Annotated in this window: 19 protein-coding genes; 12 read left to right on the top strand and 7 right to left on the bottom strand. The window is 44.8% G+C overall.

The window, feature by feature from the left end; translation table 11 throughout:
- Window positions 1–80 precede the first annotated feature (80 nt).
- Window positions 81–1,556: an aminotransferase class I/II-fold pyridoxal phosphate-dependent enzyme gene (locus BM210_RS16245; protein ID WP_091170122.1), complete on the bottom strand. Its 1,476-nt coding sequence runs from the start codon at window positions 1,554–1,556 to the stop codon at window positions 81–83.
- A gap of 270 nt (window positions 1,557–1,826) precedes the next feature.
- On the opposite strand from BM210_RS16245, the gene BM210_RS16240 reads away from it, so the two are divergent.
- Entirely contained in the window at window positions 1,827–3,005 is a 1,179-nt protein-coding gene (locus tag BM210_RS16240; protein WP_091170119.1) for an MFS transporter, read from the top strand.
- A gap of 96 nt (window positions 3,006–3,101) precedes the next feature.
- Here the strand turns inward: BM210_RS16240 and BM210_RS16235 are convergent, their stop codons facing one another.
- The 3 genes from BM210_RS16235 to BM210_RS16225 all read right to left on the bottom strand — a co-directional run bounded on the left by BM210_RS16235 (window position 3,102) and on the right by BM210_RS16225 (window position 5,684).
- Window positions 3,102–4,025 carry an S-layer homology domain-containing protein gene (locus BM210_RS16235; RefSeq protein WP_091170117.1) on the bottom strand — a complete coding sequence of 308 codons (924 nt, stop codon included), beginning with the start codon at window positions 4,023–4,025 and terminating at the stop codon, window positions 3,102–3,104.
- 160 nt (window positions 4,026–4,185) lie between these two features.
- On the bottom strand, window positions 4,186–4,935 hold the full coding sequence (locus tag BM210_RS16230; RefSeq protein ID WP_256223663.1) for a hypothetical protein: 750 nt from the start codon (window positions 4,933–4,935) through the stop codon (window positions 4,186–4,188).
- A 113-nt stretch (window positions 4,936–5,048) separates the two neighbouring features.
- On the bottom strand, window positions 5,049–5,684 hold the full coding sequence (locus tag BM210_RS16225) for a DUF1054 domain-containing protein (protein ID WP_091170114.1): 636 nt from the start codon (window positions 5,682–5,684) through the stop codon (window positions 5,049–5,051).
- A 283-nt stretch (window positions 5,685–5,967) separates the two neighbouring features.
- Between BM210_RS16225 and BM210_RS16220 the strand changes: the two genes are divergently transcribed.
- The 10 genes from BM210_RS16220 to BM210_RS16175 all read left to right on the top strand — a co-directional run bounded on the left by BM210_RS16220 (window position 5,968) and on the right by BM210_RS16175 (window position 21,233).
- Complete coding sequence (locus BM210_RS16220; RefSeq protein WP_091170111.1) at window positions 5,968–6,924, top strand: ABC transporter permease; 957 nt, start codon at window positions 5,968–5,970, stop codon at window positions 6,922–6,924.
- Between the two features lie 22 nt (window positions 6,925–6,946).
- On the top strand, window positions 6,947–7,825 hold the full coding sequence (locus tag BM210_RS16215) for a carbohydrate ABC transporter permease (RefSeq protein ID WP_091170108.1): 879 nt from the start codon (window positions 6,947–6,949) through the stop codon (window positions 7,823–7,825).
- A gap of 140 nt (window positions 7,826–7,965) precedes the next feature.
- Entirely contained in the window at window positions 7,966–9,534 is a 1,569-nt protein-coding gene (locus BM210_RS16210; protein ID WP_091170105.1) for an extracellular solute-binding protein, read from the top strand.
- 151 nt (window positions 9,535–9,685) lie between these two features.
- The gene (locus tag BM210_RS16205; protein WP_091170103.1) at window positions 9,686–10,723 is read left to right on the top strand and encodes a response regulator transcription factor; all 1,038 of its coding nucleotides are present in this window, start codon (window positions 9,686–9,688) and stop codon (window positions 10,721–10,723) included.
- Complete coding sequence (locus BM210_RS16200) at window positions 10,723–12,573, top strand: cache domain-containing sensor histidine kinase (RefSeq protein ID WP_091170102.1); 1,851 nt, start codon at window positions 10,723–10,725, stop codon at window positions 12,571–12,573. Before BM210_RS16205 ends, BM210_RS16200 begins: the two co-directional genes overlap by 1 nt.
- Window positions 12,574–12,619: 46 nt before the next feature.
- Window positions 12,620–13,387 carry an SDR family NAD(P)-dependent oxidoreductase gene (locus BM210_RS16195; RefSeq protein ID WP_091170099.1) on the top strand — a complete coding sequence of 256 codons (768 nt, stop codon included), beginning with the start codon at window positions 12,620–12,622 and terminating at the stop codon, window positions 13,385–13,387.
- Window positions 13,384–15,510 (top strand): heparinase II/III domain-containing protein, encoded by a 2,127-nt coding sequence (locus tag BM210_RS16190; RefSeq protein ID WP_091170097.1) that lies wholly within the window; start codon window positions 13,384–13,386, stop codon window positions 15,508–15,510. The genes BM210_RS16195 and BM210_RS16190 overlap by 4 nt, the downstream gene beginning before the upstream one ends.
- The gene (locus BM210_RS16185; RefSeq protein WP_091170094.1) at window positions 15,503–17,800 is read left to right on the top strand and encodes a DUF4962 domain-containing protein; all 2,298 of its coding nucleotides are present in this window, start codon (window positions 15,503–15,505) and stop codon (window positions 17,798–17,800) included. The genes BM210_RS16190 and BM210_RS16185 overlap by 8 nt, the downstream gene beginning before the upstream one ends.
- Before the next feature lie 164 nt (window positions 17,801–17,964).
- Window positions 17,965–18,540: a TetR/AcrR family transcriptional regulator gene (locus BM210_RS16180; RefSeq protein ID WP_091170091.1), complete on the top strand. Its 576-nt coding sequence runs from the start codon at window positions 17,965–17,967 to the stop codon at window positions 18,538–18,540.
- A 14-nt stretch (window positions 18,541–18,554) separates the two neighbouring features.
- A complete protein-coding gene (locus BM210_RS16175; protein ID WP_091170088.1) occupies window positions 18,555–21,233 on the top strand; it encodes a phosphoenolpyruvate synthase in 2,679 nt (892 codons plus the stop codon).
- 56 nt (window positions 21,234–21,289) lie between these two features.
- On the opposite strand, the gene BM210_RS16170 is transcribed toward BM210_RS16175, so the two are convergent.
- From BM210_RS16170 to BM210_RS16160, 3 genes are read right to left on the bottom strand one after another with little or no spacing between them, the layout of a single operon-like run.
- Window positions 21,290–22,354, bottom strand: a complete 1,065-nt coding sequence (locus BM210_RS16170; protein ID WP_091170087.1) for an ABC transporter substrate-binding protein — start codon at window positions 22,352–22,354, stop codon at window positions 21,290–21,292.
- Between the two features lie 30 nt (window positions 22,355–22,384).
- Window positions 22,385–23,155, bottom strand: a complete 771-nt coding sequence (locus BM210_RS16165) for an ABC transporter permease (protein ID WP_256223662.1) — start codon at window positions 23,153–23,155, stop codon at window positions 22,385–22,387.
- Window positions 23,088–23,927 (bottom strand): ABC transporter ATP-binding protein, encoded by an 840-nt coding sequence (locus BM210_RS16160; protein WP_091170084.1) that lies wholly within the window; start codon window positions 23,925–23,927, stop codon window positions 23,088–23,090. Before BM210_RS16160 ends, BM210_RS16165 begins: the two co-directional genes overlap by 68 nt.
- Window positions 23,928–24,143: 216 nt before the next feature.
- Here BM210_RS16160 and BM210_RS16155 point away from each other — a divergent pair, with 216 nt between their 5' ends.
- Window positions 24,144–25,109, top strand: a complete 966-nt coding sequence (locus BM210_RS16155) for a stalk domain-containing protein (protein ID WP_091170082.1) — start codon at window positions 24,144–24,146, stop codon at window positions 25,107–25,109.
- Window positions 25,110–25,186 lie beyond the last annotated feature (77 nt).

Here is a 25,186-nt window from a genome sequence, read left to right as displayed (position 1 = left end):
GTCGACTTCGACTTGTTCTTGCGGAATAATATTTGGATGCGCAGCGAGCTTTATTCACCGGACTTTTAGTTCGAAAAGAATTAAAAGATAGCGTTAGTTTCTACGATAACTTTTACATTTTGAATACTGCGATCCTCTGGTCCTTTGACTGGTAGACCAACTTCTACATGCTCGACAATATAATTGATCAAATCTTGTGAAATGACCTCGCCGGGCAGTAGAATCGGAATCCCTGGAGGATACACATATATAAATTCGGCAATGATCCGGTCTGCCGATTCCTTGAAGGGAATAATCTCAGTATCACCGTAAAAAGCATCGCGAGGTGTCAGCGTCAGCTGTGGAATACTCGGAACCTTAATAATCAAATCCGTAGCTGGACGGATATTGTAATTTTGGCTGGATAACTCACGAAGAGCGTTCAATAGAGTATCGATGTTCTCATGAGTGTCCCCGGGAGTAATCAAGCACAGGATGTTGTACATGTCGCTAAGCTCAACCTCAATATTATAGTGATCACGCAGCCAATTTTCTGCATCGTATCCGGTGATGCCCAAGTGGCGTACATGAATATTAACCTTGGTAGGATCATAGTTAAAGGTAGCTTCGGTTCCCAGAATATCTTCACCAAAGCAGGTCAGGCCGGGAATTTCATTGATGCCGTGACGTGCAAATTGTGCGAGCTCTATCGCTTTGTCAGCCAATTCTGCTCCGTTTAATGCCAAATGGCGGCGTGCGGTATCCAGGGAGGCAAGCAGAATGTAGGAAGTGGACGTTGTGGTCAGCATACTAAGGATCGTTTTGACCCGGCTCGGATTAATGCGCCCTTCCTTAATATTTAATACTGAGCTTTGTGTCATCGAGCCGCCAAGCTTATGAACACTTGTTGCCGCCATATCAGCGCCGGCTTCCATAGCGGATATCGGCAGCTTGCTGCTAAAATGAATCAACACACCATGCGCTTCATCAACAAGTACAGGGATATCATAACTATGCACAAGGTCAACAATTTCCTTAAGATCGGCGCAAACACCATAATAGGTTGGGTTAATAACCAGTACGGCTTTCGCATCTGGATGCCTTTCCAAGGCACGTTTGACCGAGCGAGTCGTAATGCCATGGTCAATCCCGAGATTCTTATCGCGAACAGGTGAGACAAAAACAGGCTTAGCTCCAGCAAAAATAATAGCGGACATGACGGACTTATGCACATTTCGTGGAACGATAATCTTATCGCCCTGCGAGCAAACCGTCAAAATCATGGTCATGATTGCGCCGCTGGTTCCTTGAACAGAGAAGAACGTATGATCCGCTCCGAAAGCATCTGCAGCTAAATGCTGCGCTTCTTCAATCACACCCGTCGGTTGGTGCAGGTCATCCAGAGGAGCTATATTTATAAGGTCGATAGAAAGGGCGTTATCACCGATAAATGCACGGTATTCCGGATCCATTCCAACTCCTTTTTTATGGCCTGGAATATGAAATTGAATTGGATTTCGTTCTGCGTGTTCTTTCAACGCAGAGAATAGAGGGGTACGCTTGTGGTCCACAGTCATCCCTACCTTTCACGGTATTAGCATAATACAAACTCTTTTAGATACTAAACTATAATCAGCCAAGGATGCAAGCGGTTTGTGTTAATAGTTTGTTAACTTTTGCAATAAAAATACATATTTATTTTAATGGGTTTTGTCCATTTTGTTAATCTTCAGTGGTAAGGTTTCCCTGTATAAATAAGTTGTGATACGATAGGGCTACAATATAATAAGCAAATGCTTTCGAAGTCATTCTCTATCGGAAGTTTGTAGGAGGCATAAGACACAATTATGAACAAACAGCTTGCCATTATTATGGTACTGCTGATGACGATATTTATCGGCTTCGGCATTATTATTCCTGTTTTACCGGATGCGATAGCGGGATCAGGAGCAAGCAGCTTTCACTTGGGGATGCTGTTGTCCATCTACTCATTGGCTTCTTTTTTGATGGCGCCAATTTGGGGAAGCTTGTCTGACAGGATAGGCCGAAGGCCTTTGATTATTCTTGGAACGATTGGTTTTAGCGTCAGCTTTTTTATATTTGGTTTCGCTGGCGATAATTTGGCACTGATGTATGTTTCGAGGATACTTGGGGGATTGTTCTCTGGAGCAGCTACGACTTGTGCCGTGGCCTATGTTGCGGATATTACCACAGAGGATAACAGAACGAAGGGAATGGGACTTGTTGGGATGTCCATCGGTCTCGGGTTTATATTTGGCCCGGCTGTTGGCGGCATTCTTAGCCAGTGGGGCTATCAAGTTCCTTTCTATACAGCTTCTGGTCTTGCTTTCGTTACGTTCTTATTCGCTTTGGTGATGCTTCCGGAATCGTTAACTAAAGAAAAGCGGCATAAGCCGCAGGGGGCCAAGGTTTCCAGATGGACAGCATTTATGGGCACGGTTAAATATTTGTATGTCCTTTCGTTTTTTGTATCGTTTACGTTAGCAGGCTTGGAGGCAACACTGCTTCTGTTTGAAAAGGATCAGATTGGTGCGACCTCCTTACAGCTGGGTATTATGTTTGCTGTGAGCGGTATCGTAGGCGCCTTGATCCAAGGAGGAGTCGTACGCAGATTCATTAAGCGGGGGGATGAAGCACGGGTCATAGGCATTGGTTTGGTGCTATCAGCGATCGGCTTCGTATTGATTTTATTTTCTTCTAGCTTGCTTACAGCGTCGATCTACTTATCCGTTTTTGCAGCAGGAAATGCCTTGATACGCCCTTGTGTCACTTCCTTGATCACTCAAAAAACCAAAGCTGGGCAAGGTGTAGCCTCGGGACTGAGCTCCTCAATGGACAGCCTTGGACGTATAACAGGGCCGCTGCTCGGAGCAGGCGTCTACCAATTCAGCAAGCAGCTTCCTTTTTATACCGGTGCTGTTCTTTCGTTAGCGGCACTTTATCTGTTATATCGATTTATGGTACTCGATCGCAGCCAAGCAGCAGGTAACCTGCGTCAGCCTTGATAAAAGACAATGTGATTTGCATGTAGCTGTAATTTAAAAGAACCGTGGGGCTTATCGATAAGCCCCACGGTTCTTTCCGTAAATAGCGTTTAAGATTCAGGAAGGGTAGAGCAATCTATAGATGACTGCAACGGCCTCACCGCGCTTCATTTCCTTTAGGGGGCGGAAAGTGCCGTCCTCATAACCGTCGAACAGTTTTGCCTGCTGAACAGCAAGAATATTGTCTTTGGCCCAAAAGTTGTCGGCTACATCGCTAAAGCTCTTACCAGGTGCGGCCTTCAGCATTTCACCTCGTGCCAGGATAGCCGCGATTTCAGCGCGTGAAATCTGGTTGTTGGGACGAAATGTATGGTCTGCATAACCGTCAATCAATCCGTATTCAACTGCAGTAATAATATAAGTTCTATCTTCCTTGTCGGTGTTGATGTCGGTAAAATCCGACGTGGTACTGTTGGATAAAAACATTTGCTTCGCCTTGACCAAATACCGGACAAATTCAACACGGGTAATATTTTGCTCTGGTTTAAAAGACATGGTGCCGTCTTGCTTATTCACATAACCATCGATCAACTGCTTATCGAACAGCTCTTTGATTTCTTTACTTGCCCAGTGGCGGCTAATATCATTGAATTCGGTTGGGACTCCATTGAGAGAGAGAATGTATCGGGTTACATTCTTGTAATCCTCCTCGCTAAGTGATCCTGGCGAATTTTGCGGCATGCTGCGGCTAATGAATTCGTAGGCCTGCTCGTAAGTGCCGTACTTCTTTTTCACATGATCACCGACCAGCGGCGGGTAGTGGTCAAGACCTTTGCCTTCAACCGCGTGACAAGCTATACAATTCTGCTCATATACTAGCAGACCATTATTAGCAGGGACACTAGCTGCAGGAGGTAATGAGGCAGCTTGCAGGGTGCTGTCTGAACGGAGCTCATCCTGAACCCATAGAACACCGGCAATGAGAGATGTGCCGAGCAAAAGCAGTGGAAAACGAAAACGTGCGGGGTTGAATATTTTCAAAAAAAGACACCTCCATAATCAGACCTTATTGTACATTATAAACGAATAATGTGACGTAAGTGTGAAAAATATCAATTAATTAGGAAAGAAACCAACACAAAAAAGCCTCAACCTCCACAATATTAACGTGGAAATCGAGGTTTGTTGAAAAGGCTCATATTTAGCTGGCTGGCTGCTGCTTCGCAGGAGTTTGACCCCACTTGTGGTCTACCGTTTTCTCAACCCAGGGTGTGATCTGTTCAGTAATATGCTTGATCAATTGTTCTTTGCTTATTCCTTTGGCTTCAGCGATTTGGGTTAACGATTTACCGGCTTTCATCTCTGCGTTAAGCTCATCAGAGGTTATACCCAAAATTGCAGCTAATTTATCTGGAGCGGGGAGCATGCGGTTATGCTGTTTTTTGTCAGCTTTGTTAGCGCCGTGCTTCATAACTTCGCCAGTATGATTGACCATAAATTTCAAATGATCAGCCATATTTGATTTGAGTTTGTCCGCATTTTCCGTTTTGATTTTGCCTGCTAGAACGGCTTCATCGATCTTTTTGGCACGTTCTGTCAACAGCTTAACGATTAAGTCTGTTTCAGAAATGCCTTTTTCATTTGCAATTTCTACAAGATTTTTATTTTTCAGTGAAGAGCTAAGCGATGTGCTGTTCATACCCAATACGGCAGAAGCCTCTTCAAGAATGGGCATTTTTCCTTTTGCAAAATCGCGGCCAGTGGTATGTTCTTTAGTAACTTTGCCCTGACTGACTTTTGTATGCTCAGAGGAAGTGTATGGTTTAACAGCTTGATCCGGTGTTTCGGCATAAGCTCGTTGTTTCGTTGTATAGAGAGCGGTTCCACTAAGCAGCAGAGCTAATGTTAAGCTCGTGACAATGACTTGTTTGGGTTGAAATCTGTTCATCATGTATGAAGCCACCTTTCCAGTGGAAAACGATATGTGCTTTGGGTTTTATCTATCTCTAACTTACACAAGCAGTCTTAAGCTAACTTTAAGCTAACCTTAATTTAAGATGAATTTCAGGACGACGCATGACGTGCCATTTGATACAAAGGCATTAACGTCTCGAAGGTTTGTTTGATGAATTCAGCAAAAGCTTGACCGTCGGCAAGGATAGGGTTGTTATAAGCGATGTTATGTCCAATTAACAGCTCTTCCTTCTTAATATCGCGAAACCTCTCAAGCGCGGTTTGCAGTTCCCGCTCGTTGAGATTTTTAAAAGAAACACAGTCTTTCTTCATGTGATCAGCGGACAGCACGTAATCCTTGGGGATGATGCGGCGGATTTTTTTAATTTGGCTCAGATAGCTTTCGGCAATCGCCTTTTTGTTAGGAAGCTCGTAAATCAGTGCAAGCCAAATAAATACGCGGTCGTCAAACAATCCTACCTGAAAATGCGGATGCTGCTTGTAGCCGCGTTTATCATGACCGATTGCCATCCACGTATCAACGGGGGCATTGACCTTCCGACGGGCATGCTTCGCTATATGTAGAAACATTGGATTTCCTGTTAGTAAGGAGAGTTCATCACGAAGAGGTTCTCCAAGCGCTTTAAATTTAGGTTGAATCCGGGATTGAATCCCTTCCATGCGACCTTCAAGGCCAGGAATAGAGAATACATCAAAATCATTTTGCGTAAATCCGGTAAATGTCATGGGGGGAACCTCCTTAGAGTTTTGATTTAGCAAAACTGGCTTCGTACGCGTTGCTTTGAGTTTTCGGAGAAAACTTACTTCGTAAGTCATCAACTTGATAGATAGCCTTACTATATCATAGGATCATAGGCCGAACCATATGAGCAGCGGAAGTCTTTGTGACAAACCTAAAAAAAACACAAGTTAGATAAAAGGGATTCCATTGTTGAATGTCTTCATTGCAAGTAGGATAGGGGTATATCAATCAAGCATGTACAGATTCATAACCAAAGGGGGCGGCCATATGGCAAGCAAGGTTCAATCAGCAGAGCAGGTCAGCTATCGCGCAACAACCCGAAAAAGCCTATTCAGCTTTATGTGGAAATATAAAGCGCTTTATCTGATTTCACTGCCAGGCATTATTTATTTCTTTATTTTCAAGTACATTCCGTTGTTCGGTTCCATCATCGCTTTTCAGGAGTACAATTTGTTCGGAGGAATCATGGGAAGTGAATGGGTGGGGCTTGAGCATTTTAAAAGAATGTTTGCCCATTACGATTTCCTGATTATTTTAAACAATACGCTGTTAATCGGGCTATATGATTTGGTGCTCGGATTTCCAGCTCCTATTATTCTAGCTTTGCTGTTAAATGAATTACGTGTAGTCGTGTACAAAAGATTTTTGCAAACACTCGTTTACATGCCACACTTCTTGTCGTGGGTAATTGTTAGCGGAATCGCTATCGGGATTCTTTCACCATCGACAGGAATTCTTAATCAATTCATTAGTTATCTGGGGTTCCAGCCTATCTATTTTCTAGGTGAAGATTCTTATATCCGTTCCGTATTGATCGGTTCAGGGATTTGGCGGGATTCAGGCTATGGCACGATCATCTATTTGGCAGCGCTGGCAGGTATTAATCCTGATTTGTATGAAGCTGCTGAAGTGGATGGAGCGAGCCGCTGGCGTCAAACGATTTCAATCACTCTGCCTTCGTTGCTGCCGACCATTATGATTTTATTCTTGCTTCATATCGGTAAATTTCTTGATTTCGGGTTTGAGCGTGTGTATGTATTCCTCAATCCGCTTAACAGTCATAACGGTGAAATTCTCGATACGTATATTTATAAATCAGGTTTGCAGTCGCAGCAGTACAGCTACACAACAGCTATTGGTTTGTTCAAATCGATTGTTGGTCTCGTACTCATTGTGATCGGAAATATATTCAGTAAAAAAACAACGGGCGAAAGCTTGTACTAAATAGAGGAGAGGAGGAAACGGTATGAGAAAAGCAAGTGCTGGACAGCAAGTATTTAATGGATTCAACATCGTCTTTTTGACTATACTCGGATTGCTGATGTTTCTGCCCTTTTTGAATGTTCTAGCGGAATCACTTAGTTCATCAGAGGCAATAATAAACGGTAAAGTAGTGTTTTGGCCGGTTGATTTTACTATGATTAATTATCAATATGTATTCAGTGATGGTTCATTATGGAGATCGTTCGGAATTACGGTATACATTACAGTAGTGGGTACGATCATCAACTTGCTGGCTACAGCTTCGCTCGCTTATCCTGTATCCAGACAGGAGTATATGGGACGTAAATATATTGTGTTTTTCGTCTTGATAACGATGGTTTTCAGCGCTCCATTGATTCCTAACTTTATATTAATGAAGGGCTTGAACCTGACTAATTCGTTGTGGGCTTTGATTTTGCCAGGAGCTATAAGCGCTTTTAACTTCTTCGTTATGCGTGCTTTCTTTATGCAAATTCCTCCGGAAATCATTGACTCCGGTCGTATTGATGGCTGCAGCGAAACACGGATGATCTGGAGTATCGTATTGCCACTGTCGAAGCCGGTTATGGCATCGCTCGGAATATTTTACGCGGTAGGCCATTGGAATACGTATATGAATGCCCTATACTATTTGAACAACCCGAACCTATGGCCGCTTCAGGTGAAATTGCGTCAACTCATCATGTCAGATGATATCAATATCGATCCTTCGGCTACCCAATTCAGCTCACTAGCACATATGAATCCGGAAGGCATCAAGATGGCAACTATTATCATTGCTACCATTCCGATTGTTCTCATTTATCCTTTCCTGCAAAAGCATTTTGTTAAGGGTATGATGATCGGTTCGGTTAAATCATAAACGCACATCTAAAAAAAAGCCTACTGTACCTAATGAAAGTCCATTGTGACAATTCTTAGGTAAATCTACAATGAAGCTATCTTGAAAGCGCTACACATCATTGTTAACTATTATCAGCTATCAGAAAAGAGGGGTAATACATGAAAAAGTGGATGAAAGTAAGTTTGGCTTCGGTAATGGCAGTAACTACATTGACAGCATGTTCTACCAAAGCACCTGAAGCAAGTAACGCTGCTGGAGGCAGCAAGCCTGCGGAGAAAGCCAAGTTTTCCATCTCTATGCGTACATTGGCTTTTAACCACGTAGAAAAATCACCAAATATTAATGAAGACAAATGGGTGAAAAGGCTTGAAGATTTAACGAATACGGATCTGAATATCGTATTGGTTCCACACAAGGAATACGAGCAAAAGATGGTACAAATGTTTGCTACCAATGACATTCCAGATGTAGTGGGTGGCTCTGGCGGGGTATCCGGTAAGGAAATGGCTGGCTCCGTACAAGCTGGAGTGTTCATGCCACTAGATGATTTACTACAAAAATATGGACAAAATCTATTGAAAAAAATTCCTAAGGATGCATGGCAGAAAGAAACCTACAAAGGTAAAATTTACGCGATTCCTGAGTATCTGTCGAATCCTTCCCGTCGTACTGTAGCCATTCGTAAGGACTTGCTGGATAAAGCAGGGCTGCCGATTCCAAAAACAGTAGATGAATATTTGACGGTGATGCGCAAGTTTAAAGAAATGGGTGTTGAAAACCCTTACCAAGGCCGCGAAAATTTCAAGTATGCGGATTCATTCTTCGGTGCATTTGATGCCTACCCTTACATGTCGATGTTTATGAAGCAAGGTGATCAGATCGTACCTAAATTCTTCAATGTCGAAAACATGACGAAAGCGCTTCAAACGTATAAAACCATGTATGATGAGGGCTTGATCAACAAAGAGTTCGCAACCATCAACCCTACGGTTTATAAAAACTCGATTCTCGCAGGTAAATCCGGTATTTGGTCGATGAATGCCAATGAAGTACTGCAATGGGAACAGCAGATGAGAGCGAACGTGCCAACTGCCAAGATCGAGCTAATCGCAGCACCTACAGGACCTGACGGCAAGGGTGGAGCGTATCTGTATAATTCCGTTACCCGGGCTTGGTTCATTAACAAAAATGTGAAAAATCCGGAAGCCATCATCAAGTTCTTCGATTGGATGCTGTCTGATGAAGCTGAGAAGTTCTTCACATTCGGTGTAGAAGGTGAAACTTTTAAAACGGTTGATGGAAAAATTGATTACAAAGCACCTACAGATCCTCAGGCTATCGACGAAGAGCGTTACCGTCAAGCATTCCTTTGGATGGTTCAAGACACAACTTACAACAAAGGCACACTCAGCTTGACTGAAGAAGGTAAAAAGCTGATGAGTACGTATGATAACATGCTTGCTAAAGAAGGCCGCGATGGAATCCAATTCGAACCGCGCCTCGACGCACTGATCAAAAACCCGGACATTTCACCGGAATCCGACTATGCCGCACCGCTTATTTTGCAGCACATGGTCAAAATGGTTTACGGAAAAGAGCCAATTTCCGACTGGCCTAAGGTTATTGAAGAATACAAGTCCAAGGGCGGGAATGACGTCATCAAAGAAGCGACTGAGAAATTTAATAAACAAGATCCAAGCGTGACTATCAGCATGCCACGTCGATAATTGCTCTACTTTAAGCTCCTCATGTCTGATGACATGGGGAGTACGTTTTATTCAGGTCATATATCCGGCAGGATTGCGCATTAAAGATTTCATATCTGGCATCGTGTATACTACAAGCATAGATGTTTAATTCAGCAAAGGAGGCGAACTCATGTACAGTATTCTAATTGCAGATGATGAGCCGATGATCCGTAAAGGATTACAAAAGCTGATTCAACAATCAGGTCAGCCGGTATCAAACTTACGACTAGCGGAAAATGGCGATGATGCGCTGCAGCAAATTCGTGAGGCGCGCCCCGATTTCTTATTTACGGATATTCGGATGCCAAAGCTGGACGGGCTTGAGCTATGTAGACAGGTGTCAGAGCTGGACCCCAGTATACACATAGTGGTTGTGTCCGGGTACAGCGATTTTGAATATGCGCAAAAATGTTTGTCCTATGGTGTGAAGGAATATGTATTAAAGCCGATCAGCAAGAAAACCGTGGAAGCCGCTTTGGTCAAGCTGACACGTCTGCATGCTTTGCAGCAATCTCAAACCTTTGTCTCCGTACAGCGGTTGGAGGAATGGATAGGTGCTATGGAGGAAGCGATATGGTCTCTGGATCATAAAGGTTTATGTGGCATGTTGCTCAAGGTTCAACAGGAGCTTCAAGAACAGCGGCTGCGCTTGAATCAATGGATTGATGTATTGGGAGAATTCTCCTCACTGCTATATAAGCGTCTGCTTAGCAGAGATGTGTTTACTTTTATAGAAAAGCTGGATTTACAAGGTGTCAAGAATGAAGATGAGGTATATGCTCGTTTTGCAGCAAGTCTTGAGCAATTATTCGCTGAACTGAAAGTGAAACGCAAAGGCAAGCTGAAGGACCCTGTTGAAGAAGCCAAGCAATATATAGAAACACATTTAGCTGAGGAGGTATCACTTGAGGAGGTTGCGGGCCGTATTGGTCTTAATGCTTCCTACTTCAGTCAGCTCTTTAAACAATCGACCCAGGAAACCTTTGTGCAATACCGTACACGCAGACGTATGGAAAAAGCTAAGAAGCTGTTAGCTCAGCCGCATTACAGGATTACGGATATTTCCGGAGAAGTGGGCTATGCCGACCATCCGCATTTCACAAAGACCTTTAAGAAGCACACGGGTTTATTGCCATCTGAATTCAGGAACAAGCTGGGAATCGAGTGATGAGAATACGCACGCTTTCAGGACAAGTGTATTTTTATTTCGCGATTGTCATAGTAATATCGCTCGCTTCTGTTGGATTTGTGTCATATTTTCAAGCATCCCGAGCCTTGGATACGCAGGTAGAGCAGTATATGGAGCAAATGGTCGAGAACGTTGCTTATCAAACAGATATTTATTTACAAACCTACGAGCTGCTGAGCAATACCTTTTCATCCAATACGGATGTTAGAAATTTTTTCGAAATCGGTCCAAATGATTCCTACGAATATTATTATTATTCGAACGAAATTAAAAATTTTGCATTAAGATCGGTACAATCGATCCAAACGATTTACAAACAGCTGAATGTTATTTATATCGTTGGGCGGCAGGGCAGATCTGTCGTGTATGATAATCAGAACTTTCTTTTCAGTGAGGCCGGACTTAGTCCTGAAAGATATGATTGGCTGATGAAAGCTATACCTGAGGACGGTTCCATTGTTCTTTTGAATACAAGCTTTCGTCAGAGCGATCAAGGGAATGTAGTTACCATGGCACGTCAGGTGCGTGGGGCTGCTTATACGGATTTTAAAGGAATTGTAGCGATTGAGTTCAAGCTGCAGGAGCTTGCGAAGATATGGGATCGTGTCAATATAGGGAAGGAAGGGTATTTTTTTATTGTGGATGAGACGGGAAAATCGATTTATCATCCACCCTTCGCACAACCTGATGATCAGGTGTTCAATAATATTGCCTCCCATTTGACAGATAGCAGTAATAAGGTATTCCAAGCTGAATATTTGGGAAAAAACCGAATGTTTGTAGCACGGAAATCGGATTACTCGAACTGGCGGCTTCTCGCCTCCGTACCAGTCAGTGAACTGCGTAAACCGATTTCTACAATCCGAACAACGACAATTGTTGTGGGATTGCTGACTTTGGTTGTGGCGCTGTGGTTTGCTTGGCGGTTTGGACGCTCGCTATTGGCGCCGATACGAGAGCTTAAGGATAGCATGCGTGAAACGGAAAAAGGGAATTTTCAGCATATTGATGAGATCGAGCGGACAGATGAAATTGGTGGTCTCGTTCACAGCTATAATCTAATGGTCACACGCTTGTCCGAAATGATCAATAAAGTGTATGCAGCCGAGCTTCAGCAGCAGAAGGATGCTCTGCAGATACAGGAGACGGAAATTGAACGGCATCGTGCCGAATTTCAAACATTGCAGCTGCAGATTAACCCGCATTTTCTGTATAACACGTTGGAGACGATTAATTGCTATGCTATTGTTCAGGATTCGCATGAGATTACCGAAATGGTCGAAGCGATGGCTTTTATGCTAAGGTATTCGATTCAGACGAATTTGGAAGAAATCACAGTGGCCAACGAATTGAATCATGTACGTAATTACTTAATTATTTTACAGCATCGGATTGACCGCGAGTTTGAAATTGATGTGATTATCCCGCCCTCGCTGCTGTTGGAAAAAATGGTTCGTTTAACTCTTCAGCCTGTGATAGAAAACAGCTTTCAGCATGCTTTTCCGAATGGGATTGAAGTTCACCACCGGATATCTATTGATGCCCGGAAGTATAATGGACTGTTTCAAGTCATTGTAGAAGATAATGGCGTTGGTATCCCGTCTGAAAGGCTTAGGGAGCTGCAGGAGCAGTTAAAGCTGAACCGGTTGGCAGAGCAGCAGACGGAGTCAGGTTACTATCGCCGCGGCGGTATTGGGTTGATGAATGTGCATCGACGGATTCAAATGGTATTCGGCGAGCAGTATGGAATGCAGATTGAAAGTGAATGGGGACAAGGTAGTCGAGTTATATTGTCCATGCCAGATATACCTAAACCAATAAAAATATAAAACGGGATGAATTTTATAAACCGTCAATCTTAGGAGGAAACACATAATGAATACACAATTAAATGGAAAAATCGCTTTAGTTACCGGTTCTAACGCAGGAATTGGGCGCGCAACCGCAGTCTTATTGGCAGCAAACGGTGCTAAGGTTGGCGTTAGCTATATGAACAATAAAGAGCAAGGCGAAGAAACGGTAGCGATCATTCGCCAAGCCGGCGGACAAGCAGAGTTGTTTCAAGCAGACCTGACTGACGCTTCACAGATCGAAAGCCTTGTGAGTGGTGTAGAAAGTGCATTTGGCGGAACGATTGATATTCTGGTTAATAATGCCGGACATATGGTACAACGTATGCCTAATGTCGAAATGACAGAAGAGATGTATGACAAAATCATGAATGTCAATCTGAAAAGCACTGTATTTATGTGCAAACGTGTAATTCCTGGCATGAAAGCTAAGGGTGCAGGGCGAATCGTGAATATGGCTTCGGTAGCTGGACATAACGGTGGCGGACCCGGAGCAAGTATTTATGCAGCGAGTAAAGCAGCTATATCTGCGTACTCCAAGGGCTTGGCCAAAGAAGTCGCAGGTGATGGCGTTACTGTGAATATCGTATCCCCTGGCTTCATTGGGCAAACTGCGTTTCATGCGACATTTACGACCGATGCTGCACGTCAGGCAACTATTGGCGGAATCCCGTTAAAACGTGAGGGTACACCGGAGGATGTAGCGGGTGCTGTATTGTATCTGACATCGGAACTGGGCTCTTATTTGACAGGCGAGACGATTGAAGTCAACGGCGGGATGTTCATGCGATGAGAATAGAAGAGAAGCTTCAATCCACCCTATGGGCAAATGAAACCTTGCAGAAGCTGAAGGAAGAGCTGGATGCTCTTCTTTCCAGCGATAGTTTACACATTCCAAAAGAGCCTGGCGGCTGGTGGCATCAATATGTATGCCCAGAGCATCATATTGAACTGTTGTTTGATCCAAACGAACAAGATGCTTATAGCTTCCATTGTCCGCATGGCTGCCGTATTGAAGGTGACGCGTACCGCGGGGCCTGGCTTGTTTTCAAGCACCAGTCTATGGCAAGGTGTGCACTGCAAGCTGCGGCTATTTACGCAGGAATCAAGGATCAAAGCTACGCCGAGCTAGCCAAGCGAATTATTGTCAATTATGCGGCTCAATTTCCACAATATCCGGTTCATCCGGATGCCCAGCCTTGGATGCTGAAGGGGCGCGCCTTTCATCAGGCATTAACGGAGGCGATCTGGTCTACGACGCTTTTGCGCGCCTATTTGCTGCTACAGGATGAAGGGGTTCGTTTTAACGAAGAGGAAAAAGCGACACTGGATATATTTCTTTCCATGCTTGAAGAGAGTATGGTTCAGTACCGTCAGATCCTGATTCACGATCGCCAAAACCCGGAAAACAACTACACAGCTTGGTTGAATGCTTCGCTTTCCTGCGTTTATGCCGTTCGTGGTCAGCAAGAGCTTCTACAAGGCTTGATAGACGGAGAAGGTGGCTGGAAGCACCACTTGGCCATTGGTGTAAAACCGGATCAATTTGAATTTGAGGGCAGCACTTATTATCATATTTTTGTATTGCGTGCTTATTTGATTTCGGCAGAAATGGCAGAGCGGTTCGGTGTGGATTTATATCCTGTACAGGCCGAGCAAGGTCAGTCCATGCGTGGGATGTTTGATGTGCTTGTCGGTCTTGCAGATGATCAGGGTGTGCTCCCGGCACTGCATGATGGACCGTTGGCTCGGGTTCCTTTTGCTAGAGAGATCGCTGAGATTTTGGAGATTGGACTTGTCCACTATGGGAATGAGCTCTATGCACCGTTGTTAGGGGAAGCTTATCGGCAAATGGATGGGGAAGCTCGTCGTATCTCATTGGAAGCACTTGTTTATGGAGAAGGCGATGCCAATCTCGCAGATACAGGCCTATTATCTGGAAGAAGCACGCTGCTGCTAAAGGATTCGGGATTTGTTGTTGGACGGAAAGCGGGTAATTCACTCTCATTTCTCGCAGACTTCGGTCCACACGGAGGATCACATGGACACTATGATAAGCTGCATGTAACCATACAGCACGAAGAGGGGACATTTACACCTGATTTGGGCGTAGTTCCTTATGGATCTTCCCTGCGGAAGTCATGGTTTGCCGAGACGGTCAGTCATAACACAGTATCGATTGGAGGGCAATCTCAAGCTGAACATACAGGCCGCTGCAAGTTGTTTACGGAGTCGGAGCAAGCGGTATATGTATGGCTGCAGTCAGATGAAGCCTATGAGGGGTGTATATTGAACAGGCACTTGCTCTTAAGCGGAGATTGGCTGCTGGATTGGTTTGAGGTGCAGTTGGTTGAAGAGCAAACAATCGATTGGTGGATGCATCCGCTCATTAAACCTAACGCTGCAGATGGTGCTTGGGTGAGAGAAAGCGGGACCGTGGATGGCAATGGGGGACTTGGCTTCGTTGATCACGGTTATGGTCTGGTTAAGATTACGGACTATTATGAAACTGAAGAAGGCGAGAGCCTGGGACTGGAAGGACAACTAGACAAGCTTAAGGCTCCCAAGATGCTGACGCTCCGATATGTACCAGATAACGACACCACAAAGTGGCTGCATCAATCGATTCTTGCGTTTCCAGGCACGTCACTGCTTCGGGTTGAAACACCTGGCACATCGGTGGATCCAAGTCTGCCCTTAAACGGCCTTTTACAGCGGCAGACGGGCAAGCGGGCAAGCTTTGTACAGATTTATAAGGTTGGACCTGCGGCTCAAGCTAATTGGGAAGCAAGAAGCGAGGATAATAGTGAAGCGAGCAACGGGCAGCTGGTTATAAGCACACAATCGCAAGAAGCAGTTTGCGTGCTTGATCCTGAACAAGGCCTTATCGTGACCTGGAGGGATAAACATGAGTAAAGCGTTATATCAACCACAAAGTGGATTATTGACTGTGCAATATACACCAGACGAAAAGACAGTTTTGATCGAAAATCCGCCGCGGTTTACCTGGATTCCGGCTCAGCTTGAGCATGACCAGTATATATTGCAATATTCTTCCTCCTCGCTGTTCACTACAGAGGATACCATTACCGTTCAGCCGATTCCTTACAATTTGTATACACCTGATCATGTTTTTTCTGCGGGAACCTACTATTGGCGGTATGCGCTGTTGCAGCAAGGGGATGGGCAGCAAACGGAATGGAGCCACGTTCGCAGTTTTAACGTGCAGGACGGATTGCCAGAAACACCGCTGCCATCGCGCAGTCAAAGATATAAAGCACTGTCTCAGGAGCATCCAAGATTGTGGCTGCAAGCGGAAGAGCTTCCGGAATTTCGCCGCAAGGTACGTGAGCTTCCTTCCGAGTGCGGTTGGGATCTATTCGTTGAGCGCTCGGTTAAACCGTGGTTTGAACGTGAACTGATCGCTGAGCCTTTGCCTTATCCAAATAATAAGCGTGTTGCCAGCCTATGGCGTCAAATGTATATTGATTGTCAGGAAGCTCTGTACGCGGTTCGCCATCTTAGTGTGGCTGGCGTTATTCTTGAAGATAAGGCTTTGATAGCACGGGCCAAAGAATGGCTGCTACACATTACTTCGTGGAATCCAGAAGGCACGACAAGTCGGGACTATAACGACGAGGCATCCTTTCGTATTGCCGGGGCGCTTGCCTGGGGTTATGATTGGCTGTTCCATGAGCTGACGGAGGAAGATCGCGAAGCGGTACGAATCAATTTGCTGACCCGGACACGTCAAGTTGCGTTCCACGTGATCGAACGATCCAAAATCCACCATGTGCCCTTTGACAGTCATGCGGTTCGCTCCTTGTCTTCAGTTATCGTTCCAAGCTGTATGGTTCTTCTTGGTGAGGCCACAGAGGCAGAAGAATGGCTTGATTACACGCTGGAGTATTATGCATGTTTGTATTCCCCATGGGGTGGGATAGACGGGGGCTGGGCGGAAGGTCCAATGTATTGGACAACAGGAATGGCGTTTGTGACAGAAGCTATGAATCTATTAAATAAATATACGGGAATTAACTTTTACCGCCGTCCTTTCTTCCAGCGTACAGGTGATTTCCCATTGTATTGCTTTAGCCCAGATACACTTCGCGCCAGCTTTGGTGACCAATCCACGCTTGGAGATCCAGTGAGCTTGAAAACAGGCTTCAACATACGTCAATTTGCTGGTGTTACCAATAATGGACACTATCAATGGTACTATGAGCAGACTCGAGCTATCGATACCGATTCCGAGATGAAATTTTACAACTATGGTTGGTGGGATTTCCGGTTTGACGAGCTCATGTACAAACACGATTATCCGGTTGTACAAGCCAAAGCGCCTACAGATATCGAACCTGTGAAATGGTTCCGTGATATAGGCTGGGTTGCTTTTCATGCCCATATGGATCGTCCGGAAGACCACGTCATGCTGTTGGCAAAAAGCAGTCCTTATGGATCGATCAGCCACAGCCATGGAGACCAGAACGGCTTTCTGCTGCACGCCTATGGGGAACCGCTTGCTATAGAGAGCGGCTATTACATTGCCTTCGGCAGCACCATGCACATGAACTGGCGCAAGCAGACCAGGTCTACCAATAATGTACTGATCGATGGTCTGGGTCAATATGCGGGCACTAACAAGGTACTGAATATGTCGGCATCCGGAACGGTGGAGGCTGTAGAAGTCCATGAGGGCTACACCTATTCACGGTGCAATGCGACGGCAGCATATAAAGAGAATGTACCTTATTTAGAACGATATGTCAGAGAGCTGTATTTCTTTGGTGGCTCCTATATCGTCGTTGTAGACCAGATCGATCTGTCACAGCCTGGACGTGTCGATTGGCTGTTCCATACACTTTATGAGATGGAGCTGAATGGCCAGTCCTTTAAGCTTCATGGGCAAAAGGCCGACATGGAGGGGCGTTTCGTTTACAGCTCGTCTGGTGATCTGGTGTTGTCGCAGCATAACGAGTTTACGGATGTGGACCCAGCAGAGATTGAGGGTCTGGACAATCATTGGCATTTGACAGCTACAACACGGACAGCACGTAGTCATCGCATAGCAACACTTTTGGTGCCGCTACGTAAGGAAGAGCCTAAGTATGTATCCTATTTTATGGATGATCAGGGTCATGGTGTGGATATTTACTTTACCGAAGATGGTATAACACACAAAATTGAAATTCCTAAGCCTTATTAAAGGTTTGAGAGAAGGACAGCTAATCATGGGGTTAGCTGTCCTTTGATTTGATGCTGATAGCAACACAGGATAAGTAAATTGACATGAACGGATTTTTTATATACAATGGAAACTATAAAAACTAATATAGTTTCCTTGGTTTCAAGGCTGTGGAGGGCATTATTGTGGACGAAGCTATGCGCATACGTATCATACAAATAGCAACGGAGTTATTTCAAATAAATGGATATCGTTATGTGACTCTAAGTGATCTGGCGACAAAACTTGGCATGAGCAAGAAAACATTGTATTTGTATTTCGACGGAAAGGAGCAGATCGCTGCTGCTGTACTGGAGAACACTATGGCTGCGATTAGGAATAAAATTGCCGAATCCACACAGATGGATGGCGATCCGCTTCACATTTTAAGAGACACACTTCAGGGAGTCAAACAAGAGATTGTAAAGCTGAATCCAGTGTTCCTGGAGGATGTCCAGAAATATATTCCTGAACTATGGGCACATATTGAGGCTTTTCGCTCCGGGCAGCTTACTTTTATAGAAAAACTGCTGGTTCAAGCTCAGGAGGCGGGTGTGATTCGAGATGTCGATCCGCGAGTAGCGGCTGTGCTCATGTCGGAAAGTGTTCAGACCTTTTTGCGTCCTGATTTTGCAGCGAAGCATGGATTTTCAACTACTGATGTGGCAGAAACGCTGCTTGTTATGTTTACAGAGGGCCTTCGAATTCATAACAATGATTGAGGAGCGTGTGTGTGATGAAAGGATACGTTCTTGATTTTACACAGATCGATAAATCCAGCTTGCCGATTGTAGGCGGAAAAGGCGCAAATCTGGGTGAAATGACGCGGGCTGGGTTTCCGGTGCCTCCTGGGTTTTGTGTAACAACTGCAGCATATCGCGAGTTTATCCGACAAAGCGACCAAATGGCAGCTTATTTTCATCAGTTGGATGGAATAGAAGCCGATCATCTGGGTGCAATAACCGAGCTTGGGCAAAAGATACGGAATCATCTGGTGACGGTATCGATTCCTGAAGCCATTGTTGTTGAAATCCTAAACAGCTGGGAGCAATCTGGAAAAGATCATGCGTATGCTGTACGTTCCAGCGCGACAGCCGAGGATCTTCCAACGGCCTCATTTGCGGGACAGCAGGATACTTATTTAAATGTAAAAGGAAGAGAGCAGCTGCTGCAAGCTATCCGTCAATGCTGGGCTTCATTGTTCACGGATCGGGCTATTTCCTATCGCGCCAAAAATCGATTTGATCACCGAACGGTGCTGCTCTCCGTTGTTGTTCAGCAGATGGTGTTCCCTGAAGTATCTGGGATTATGTTCACAGCTGATCCGATTAGTGGACATCGGGGAACCTTGTCTATAGATGCAAGCTTTGGACTTGGAGAGGCTCTTGTTTCTGGATTGGTTTCAGCTGATTTATATCAGGTGCGCGCGGGAACGATCATTTCTAAAAAAATAGCTAAAAAGAAGCTTGCTATTTTCTCATTACCGGAGGGTGGAACCGTTACAAAGGATCTGCCTGATGACATGCAAAACAGGCAGGCGCTTGAGGATTCGAAAATTAAACAGCTGGCCTCTCTCGGTGAAAGCGTCAAAGCTCATTATGGTGCGGATCAAGATATGGAATGGTGTTTGGCGGAGGGGACTCTCTTCCTGGTTCAGAGTAGACCGATTACCTCTTTATACCCACTGCCCCAAGTGTTGACAGATCAGGGGGAATCCCCGCATATTCTCCTATCATTCGGTCACCAGCAGATGATGCCGGATGCGATGAAGCCAATGGCGCTGTCAATTTGGCAGACGATGTTTCCTTTTGGAAAGCCTGCAGTTCAAGTTGAAAGTCGGTTCACCTATCGTGCAGGCGGAAGAATGTTTATCGATATCACCCCCATACTCACACTCAAGCCCGCACGAAACATTGTGCCTAAGGTGTTGAAAGGTGTGGATGAAATGATAGGCATCGGAGTAGGCGATTTCGTTCAACGAGATGCATTCGTTCAAGGCTTGAAACAACCCAAAGGACTTCCTATGCAGGTGGCCCGTTTTGTCGCTCCTTTGTTTGGGAGAGTTGTTAATAATCTTGTGTTTGCTGATACATCACAAGCGATTCACACCGTCAACAGGTGGTTAAGATCCTCGTTCCAATCAAGCAAGGATCAATTGCCAGATGTAAGTGGTACGACTCGGGTAATTTGGGTACAAGAACACGCTGGTAAGCTGCTGCGTTCGTTATTTCAACAATTGATGGCGTATCCATTGTCGGGTGTGATTGCCTCAAAATTGATTCAAGAACTTGCTATAAGATGGTTAAATGATAAGGAAGTTATCCATACCCTGAATAAATCGCTGACTGGTAACGTCACCAGTGAGATGGGACTGATGATTGGAGATTTGGCAGATTTAGCGAGACCCTATCCGGAAGTAATCAGGCTGATTCATGAGGGCAACGTATCCAGCTTTCGTGAGGATCTTTTGACCGTTGAAGGGGGATCCCACTTTTTAGCGGGATGGGACCGCTTTATCCAGCTGTATGGCATGCGCTGTGCCGGTGAAATCGATATTACTCGTCCAAGATGGGGAGAGGACGCCAGCTCACTACTTCCCTCGATTGAAAGCCATATGAGAGCCATGAAGCCAAAGGAGCATCGGGAGCGATTCGCACAAGGCGCATTAGAAGCGCAAGCGGCCGCTGATGATTTATTAGAACGGATCGGTAGGCAATCCTTCGGATGGTTCAAAAAAAGACTGATGCGCCGCCTGATGCGAGTATTTCGTGATTTGATGTGTTTACGAGAGCATCCTAAATATTTGATGATGCAGCATTTTGGCTTATTCCGGGAGTCCATTCTGAAGGAAGCGCAGAGCTTGAAACAAACCGGTGTGCTGTTGGAACGCGAGGATGTCTTTTATTTGTCCTTAGATGAGCTGCTGCAGTTGACGGAAGGAAGGCCTATTGAGCATCTTTCCCAAATAATTGACTCACGTAAACAGGAATATGAGTACTTTAGGTCCCTAACGCCGCCGCGTCTGATGACAAGCGAGGGAGAAATCATTACGGGCAGCCGTAGTCAGAAAGCTGCACCAGAGCATGCGCTAGTCGGAACACCTGTTTCAGCAGGGGTTGTAGAAGGTATTGCTCGCGTTGTACTACGGCCTGAGGAAGCTAAATTGAACAAGGGTGAAATATTAATTGCGCCCTATACAGATCCAGGCTGGACGCCATTATTTCACTCGTGTGTCGGTCTGGTGATGGAAGTCGGTGGATTAATGACGCATGGTGCTGTCGTTGCACGCGAATACGGGCTTCCAGCTGTTGTAGGCATTGATGATGCAACCAAGCTGATTCATGATGGAGACCTGATCCGTCTCGATGGCACCCACGGATATGTAGTGGTCTTGAATTCAAGTTTCAAGTCGTGAAAAAAGCCCTTCAAGGCATCATTCAGATGCTCGAAGGGCTTTTAGACTTTACCGTATTATTTGCCTGCTTTTACTTCATTTAACAGGGTCAGATCCACAAACTTGCTCAGATCAAGCTCTTCCTTCTTTACGTCTTTAATATATCCGGCATCGATAGATACCTTAGCCATTTCTTCGATGGCTTCCTTGCTTACATCTGTGGTTAAGCTAAAACGACCCAGAGATGCTTTAATCAGGTTGATTTCCATGCCTTTACCACTCAAAGCTTTCAGACGATTGTTAATAAGCTCATATGATTTATCTGGATTTTTCTTAATAAAATCAACAGCCTCTGCATTGGCTTTAATCGCTTGCTTTGTCATTTCACGGTGATCCTTCAGGAACTTGTCGCTTACAGCAAGCAAAGTCAAAGGATAGTTACCATTGTTTGGTGGGATTTTGTCCCAATCTACGATGATTTTGCCTACACCTTCTTGCTCCATTTGTGTGCCCCAAGGTTCTGGAACAAGAGTAGCATCAATTTCTTTTTGACGCATAGCTACCATGGTGTCTGCAGGTGCACGTGCAATGATATTTACACCGGTTTTATCTGTAGTGATTTTTAAATTATTTTGCTGAAGCAGCAGGCGCAGTGAAATTTCGTTCGTGCTGCCTTTAGTCGGGATTGCAACAGTTTTACCAAGCAGATCCTTAGGGCTTGTGATGCCAGAATCTTTAGCTGCTACCAATACAGCTCCACCATTCGTTGATCCGCTGACGATCCGGAAGTTCTTACTTTTAACGAATTGGTTGGTAGCGGGTCCAGGTCCTGTATACCCCAGATCGATTTGATCTGTAGCTAGCGCTGTTGAGAAATCGGAGCCGTTGTCAAAGCCGACAACCTCGATTTTAACTTTATCTCCCCATGCTTTTTGGAACAAACCTTGTTCCAAAGCAACGTAACCTGCTGCGTGGGTAACATTCTTGAATATCCCGATGCGGACTGTCGATGCTGTTGGTGCTTGCGGAGCAGCGGCTCCTCCAGCAGCAGGAGCGGTTGGCTCTTCTTTTTTGCCGCATGCAGATAGAACCAGTACGGTGACTAACAGCAGGGCCAATAACAGTGAACCTTGTTTTTTCATTGATGAACTCTCCCTTTTTATAAATTGTCGCTATTTTTTATTTTTATTCTCGGCTAGGCCGTAGCGAACTAAAATTGTATCCTCCAACCGTTTGAAGCAAAAATGGTCGGAAAGTGTACCCAAGACGGCAATAATGATAACTACACACAGCATCAAAGCGGTATCGGATAAGCTTCTTCCATCCTGGAGCAGCTGACCAAGGCCAACACCTTTGGCTATCAACTCTCCGGATACTAGTGCCCGCCAGGCAAATGCCCATGCAACACGAACTCCCGTTATCATATGAGGGAAGGCAGCAGGGACCATAACCTGGTAAAACATCTTGAAGCCGTTGCCCGTACCCATCGTTCGTGCCGCTTTCAGGTATAAAGGAGGTATATTCATAATACCGGTTCGACTCGACATAGCCATAGTCCAGGTTGCACCAAGTGTAGTAATGAATACGACGGAAAAGTCGTTCATTCCGAACCAGATAATAGCAAAAGGCAGCCAGGCGATACTTGGGACGGTTTGCAGGGCAACGACGAGGAAGCCGAGGGTATCGTCCAAAAAGCGGTATCTGGCGAATAAAAAGCCGAGAGTAACACCAATCGATATTGCGAGTACAAACGCCGTCAGCAGCCTGCGTATGCTCTGTAGGGTTGCTTCCAACAACTGACCATGAACAAAGCCGTCATAGAACGCTTGGGCAGTTTGGACAACAGAGGGGAATTTCCAGCCCCAATCAAATATTCTAAATCCCGCTTCCCATGCTATTAGAACTACGATCAGAAAGAGTGTTCTTCTTAAGGCTGTACTCATCGCCCATCTCCTCCTTTACGACTTTTTCCAACTCATCGGCAAGAACTTCCATGATGTTGGTTTCCGTATGGTGAAGAAGTGGGTCGGATGCATCTCTTGGACGTTCTGCCTGAACGGCAAATTCTTTTTTTATGGTACCAGGTCTTGTCGACATGACGAGAACTCGGTCAGATAAAATAACAGCTTCACGTATATTGTGGGTGATGAATAGAATCGTTTTCTTGGTACGCATCCAGATCTCTTCCAGCTCTTTATGTAAAATAAGCCTGGTTTGTTCATCCAATGCAGCAAATGGTTCATCCATCAACAGGATCTCAGGGTCCATCGCCAAAGCGCGTGCAATAGCCGCTCGTTGCTTCATCCCGCCTGACAGCTCATGCGGATAACGATCTGCAAATCGGCTTAAGTGTACAGACTTGATTTGTTCCCGTGCCATTTCCTCGCGTTCCTTTTTACCTATTCCTTTTTGCTTAAGCCCGAATGCTACATTGTCGAGCACGGTTAGCCATGGAAACAGAGCGTGTTCCTGAAATACCACGACACGATCAGGTCCAGGAGTGCTGCAGTCTTTACCGTTGACGGTTATCTTTCCCTGCTCCGCATGCTCAAGTCCTGCAACCAAATTTAAGAGTGTGGATTTTCCGCAGCCGGATGGTCCCAGCAAGGAGACGAATTCCCCTTTTTGAATCGTTAAAGAGACATTGTCGATAGCGGTGAATGTGCCGCCGGTTCGCTGCTGAAACGTCTTGCTGATATTCTTGATTTCAATCATGTGTTGCTCACTCCTCCATGAACTCCGTACAAGTTAGTTTTCTTTTGAAAGATCACACTAATAGTATATACCAACCTATTCTATCGGAATTAGCATATTTGTCAATATAAAATTTATGAAGGAGAAAAGGTTCATCGTGCCGAAGTAGTCTAATTGAAAAATATACAGCCTTACAGGGTACCAACAATTCATGAACAAGAAAGGTTTGGATAGCGAATGAAACGATGGAAACGCGTGCTGATTACGGGAACTCTATTGACAACTGCATTCACGGCTGGTGTATATGCAGAGGATGTGCTTCAACGGGTCGACGCCTATTTACGTCCTGATTTCAATGTGGTGCTCGATGGAAAACCGATACAATTAGAGAGTCCAACAATAGTGTATGCAGATAAAACCTACTTATCTTTGAAGGAGATAGGCAATTTGCTGGGAGCAAGCATTATTTGGAAAGATGCGACTAAAACGATCTTCATTAACAGTCGGATCAATCCTGAGCAGCCGGTCGTTGAGAAGGATCAGTCCATTGAAGAATTTAAATTTCGCAACCCTTACTCCATCAAGGTTAATTATTTGGGAGCTGAATATCCATTGATGCTGGCTTACGCCGATGAGGGTACAGGAGTGCGAAATAATTTGATCTATTATCGTCTTTCCGATGTGAGGAAAATGGGGATTGATACGAACGGCTTGAAGCAATCCAAAGAAAAACTGACCGGAGCCATTTACATAAGTGAGCCTGAAATGAAAAAGCGCTTAAAGCAGATGCCGACACCGATCCAAAGTGGATATGAGCGTTATGTAATTTCCGGCGAAGTTAATACCAATAGAATTAAGGCGCTTCAAACGTATGTTAAAGATAGTGCGAGTAATCGTACGGACGATATTTCATTTACGAACACACCGATTATGATTGAAAAGTTGGGAACAGAGAACATGTATGAATATTTATTTTATCAAACCAGGTCAAGTTCCAAATTTACGATTAACCACTTTATCTCAACCAAGCTGATCTTAACCAAAATGGAGGAAAAATTGGTGGATGGCTCGGATGGCTATACGATTAATACTTACGGCTGGACGGATTTGGATGACCAACTAGAACGTGAAGTTACACGTAAAGAAGATGAAGCGAAAAAGGCTAGGGAAGAAGAAGCGATAAGACAATCGGCTCAAAAATAAAGGTAAAACGAACATAAGTCTTTAACAGAGAATCGTCTGGGCTATATTCCGGGCGATTTGTTTGCTTTCAAAAAAAT

Origin of the sequence: Paenibacillus sp. 1_12, assembly GCF_900114475.1 — a bacterium.
GTDB lineage: Bacteria > Bacillota > Bacilli > Paenibacillales > NBRC-103111 > Paenibacillus_S.
The sequence above is the reverse complement of the archived record's forward strand: the minus strand, read 5'-3'. Positions and strand labels throughout refer to the sequence as shown.

Coding starts and splice junctions, on each gene's coding strand:
- BM210_RS16245 (WP_091170122.1), bottom strand. CDS start 1,556: ATGACTGTGGACCACAAGCGTACCCCTCTATTCTCTGCGTTGAAAGAA.
- BM210_RS16240 (WP_091170119.1), top strand. CDS start 1,827: ATGAACAAACAGCTTGCCATTATTATGGTACTGCTGATGACGATATTT.
- BM210_RS16230 (WP_256223663.1), bottom strand. CDS start 4,935: ATGATGAACAGATTTCAACCCAAACAAGTCATTGTCACGAGCTTAACA.
- BM210_RS16225 (WP_091170114.1), bottom strand. CDS start 5,684: ATGACATTTACCGGATTTACGCAAAATGATTTTGATGTATTCTCTATT.
- BM210_RS16220 (WP_091170111.1), top strand. CDS start 5,968: ATGGCAAGCAAGGTTCAATCAGCAGAGCAGGTCAGCTATCGCGCAACA.
- BM210_RS16215 (WP_091170108.1), top strand. CDS start 6,947: ATGAGAAAAGCAAGTGCTGGACAGCAAGTATTTAATGGATTCAACATC.
- BM210_RS16210 (WP_091170105.1), top strand. CDS start 7,966: ATGAAAAAGTGGATGAAAGTAAGTTTGGCTTCGGTAATGGCAGTAACT.
- BM210_RS16205 (WP_091170103.1), top strand. CDS start 9,686: ATGTACAGTATTCTAATTGCAGATGATGAGCCGATGATCCGTAAAGGA.
- BM210_RS16200 (WP_091170102.1), top strand. CDS start 10,723: ATGAGAATACGCACGCTTTCAGGACAAGTGTATTTTTATTTCGCGATT.
- BM210_RS16195 (WP_091170099.1), top strand. CDS start 12,620: ATGAATACACAATTAAATGGAAAAATCGCTTTAGTTACCGGTTCTAAC.
- BM210_RS16190 (WP_091170097.1), top strand. CDS start 13,384: ATGAGAATAGAAGAGAAGCTTCAATCCACCCTATGGGCAAATGAAACC.
- BM210_RS16185 (WP_091170094.1), top strand. CDS start 15,503: ATGAGTAAAGCGTTATATCAACCACAAAGTGGATTATTGACTGTGCAA.
- BM210_RS16175 (WP_091170088.1), top strand. CDS start 18,555: ATGAAAGGATACGTTCTTGATTTTACACAGATCGATAAATCCAGCTTG.
- BM210_RS16170 (WP_091170087.1), bottom strand. CDS start 22,354: ATGAAAAAACAAGGTTCACTGTTATTGGCCCTGCTGTTAGTCACCGTA.
- BM210_RS16165 (WP_256223662.1), bottom strand. CDS start 23,155: ATGAGTACAGCCTTAAGAAGAACACTCTTTCTGATCGTAGTTCTAATA.
- BM210_RS16160 (WP_091170084.1), bottom strand. CDS start 23,927: ATGATTGAAATCAAGAATATCAGCAAGACGTTTCAGCAGCGAACCGGC.
- BM210_RS16155 (WP_091170082.1), top strand. CDS start 24,144: ATGAAACGATGGAAACGCGTGCTGATTACGGGAACTCTATTGACAACT.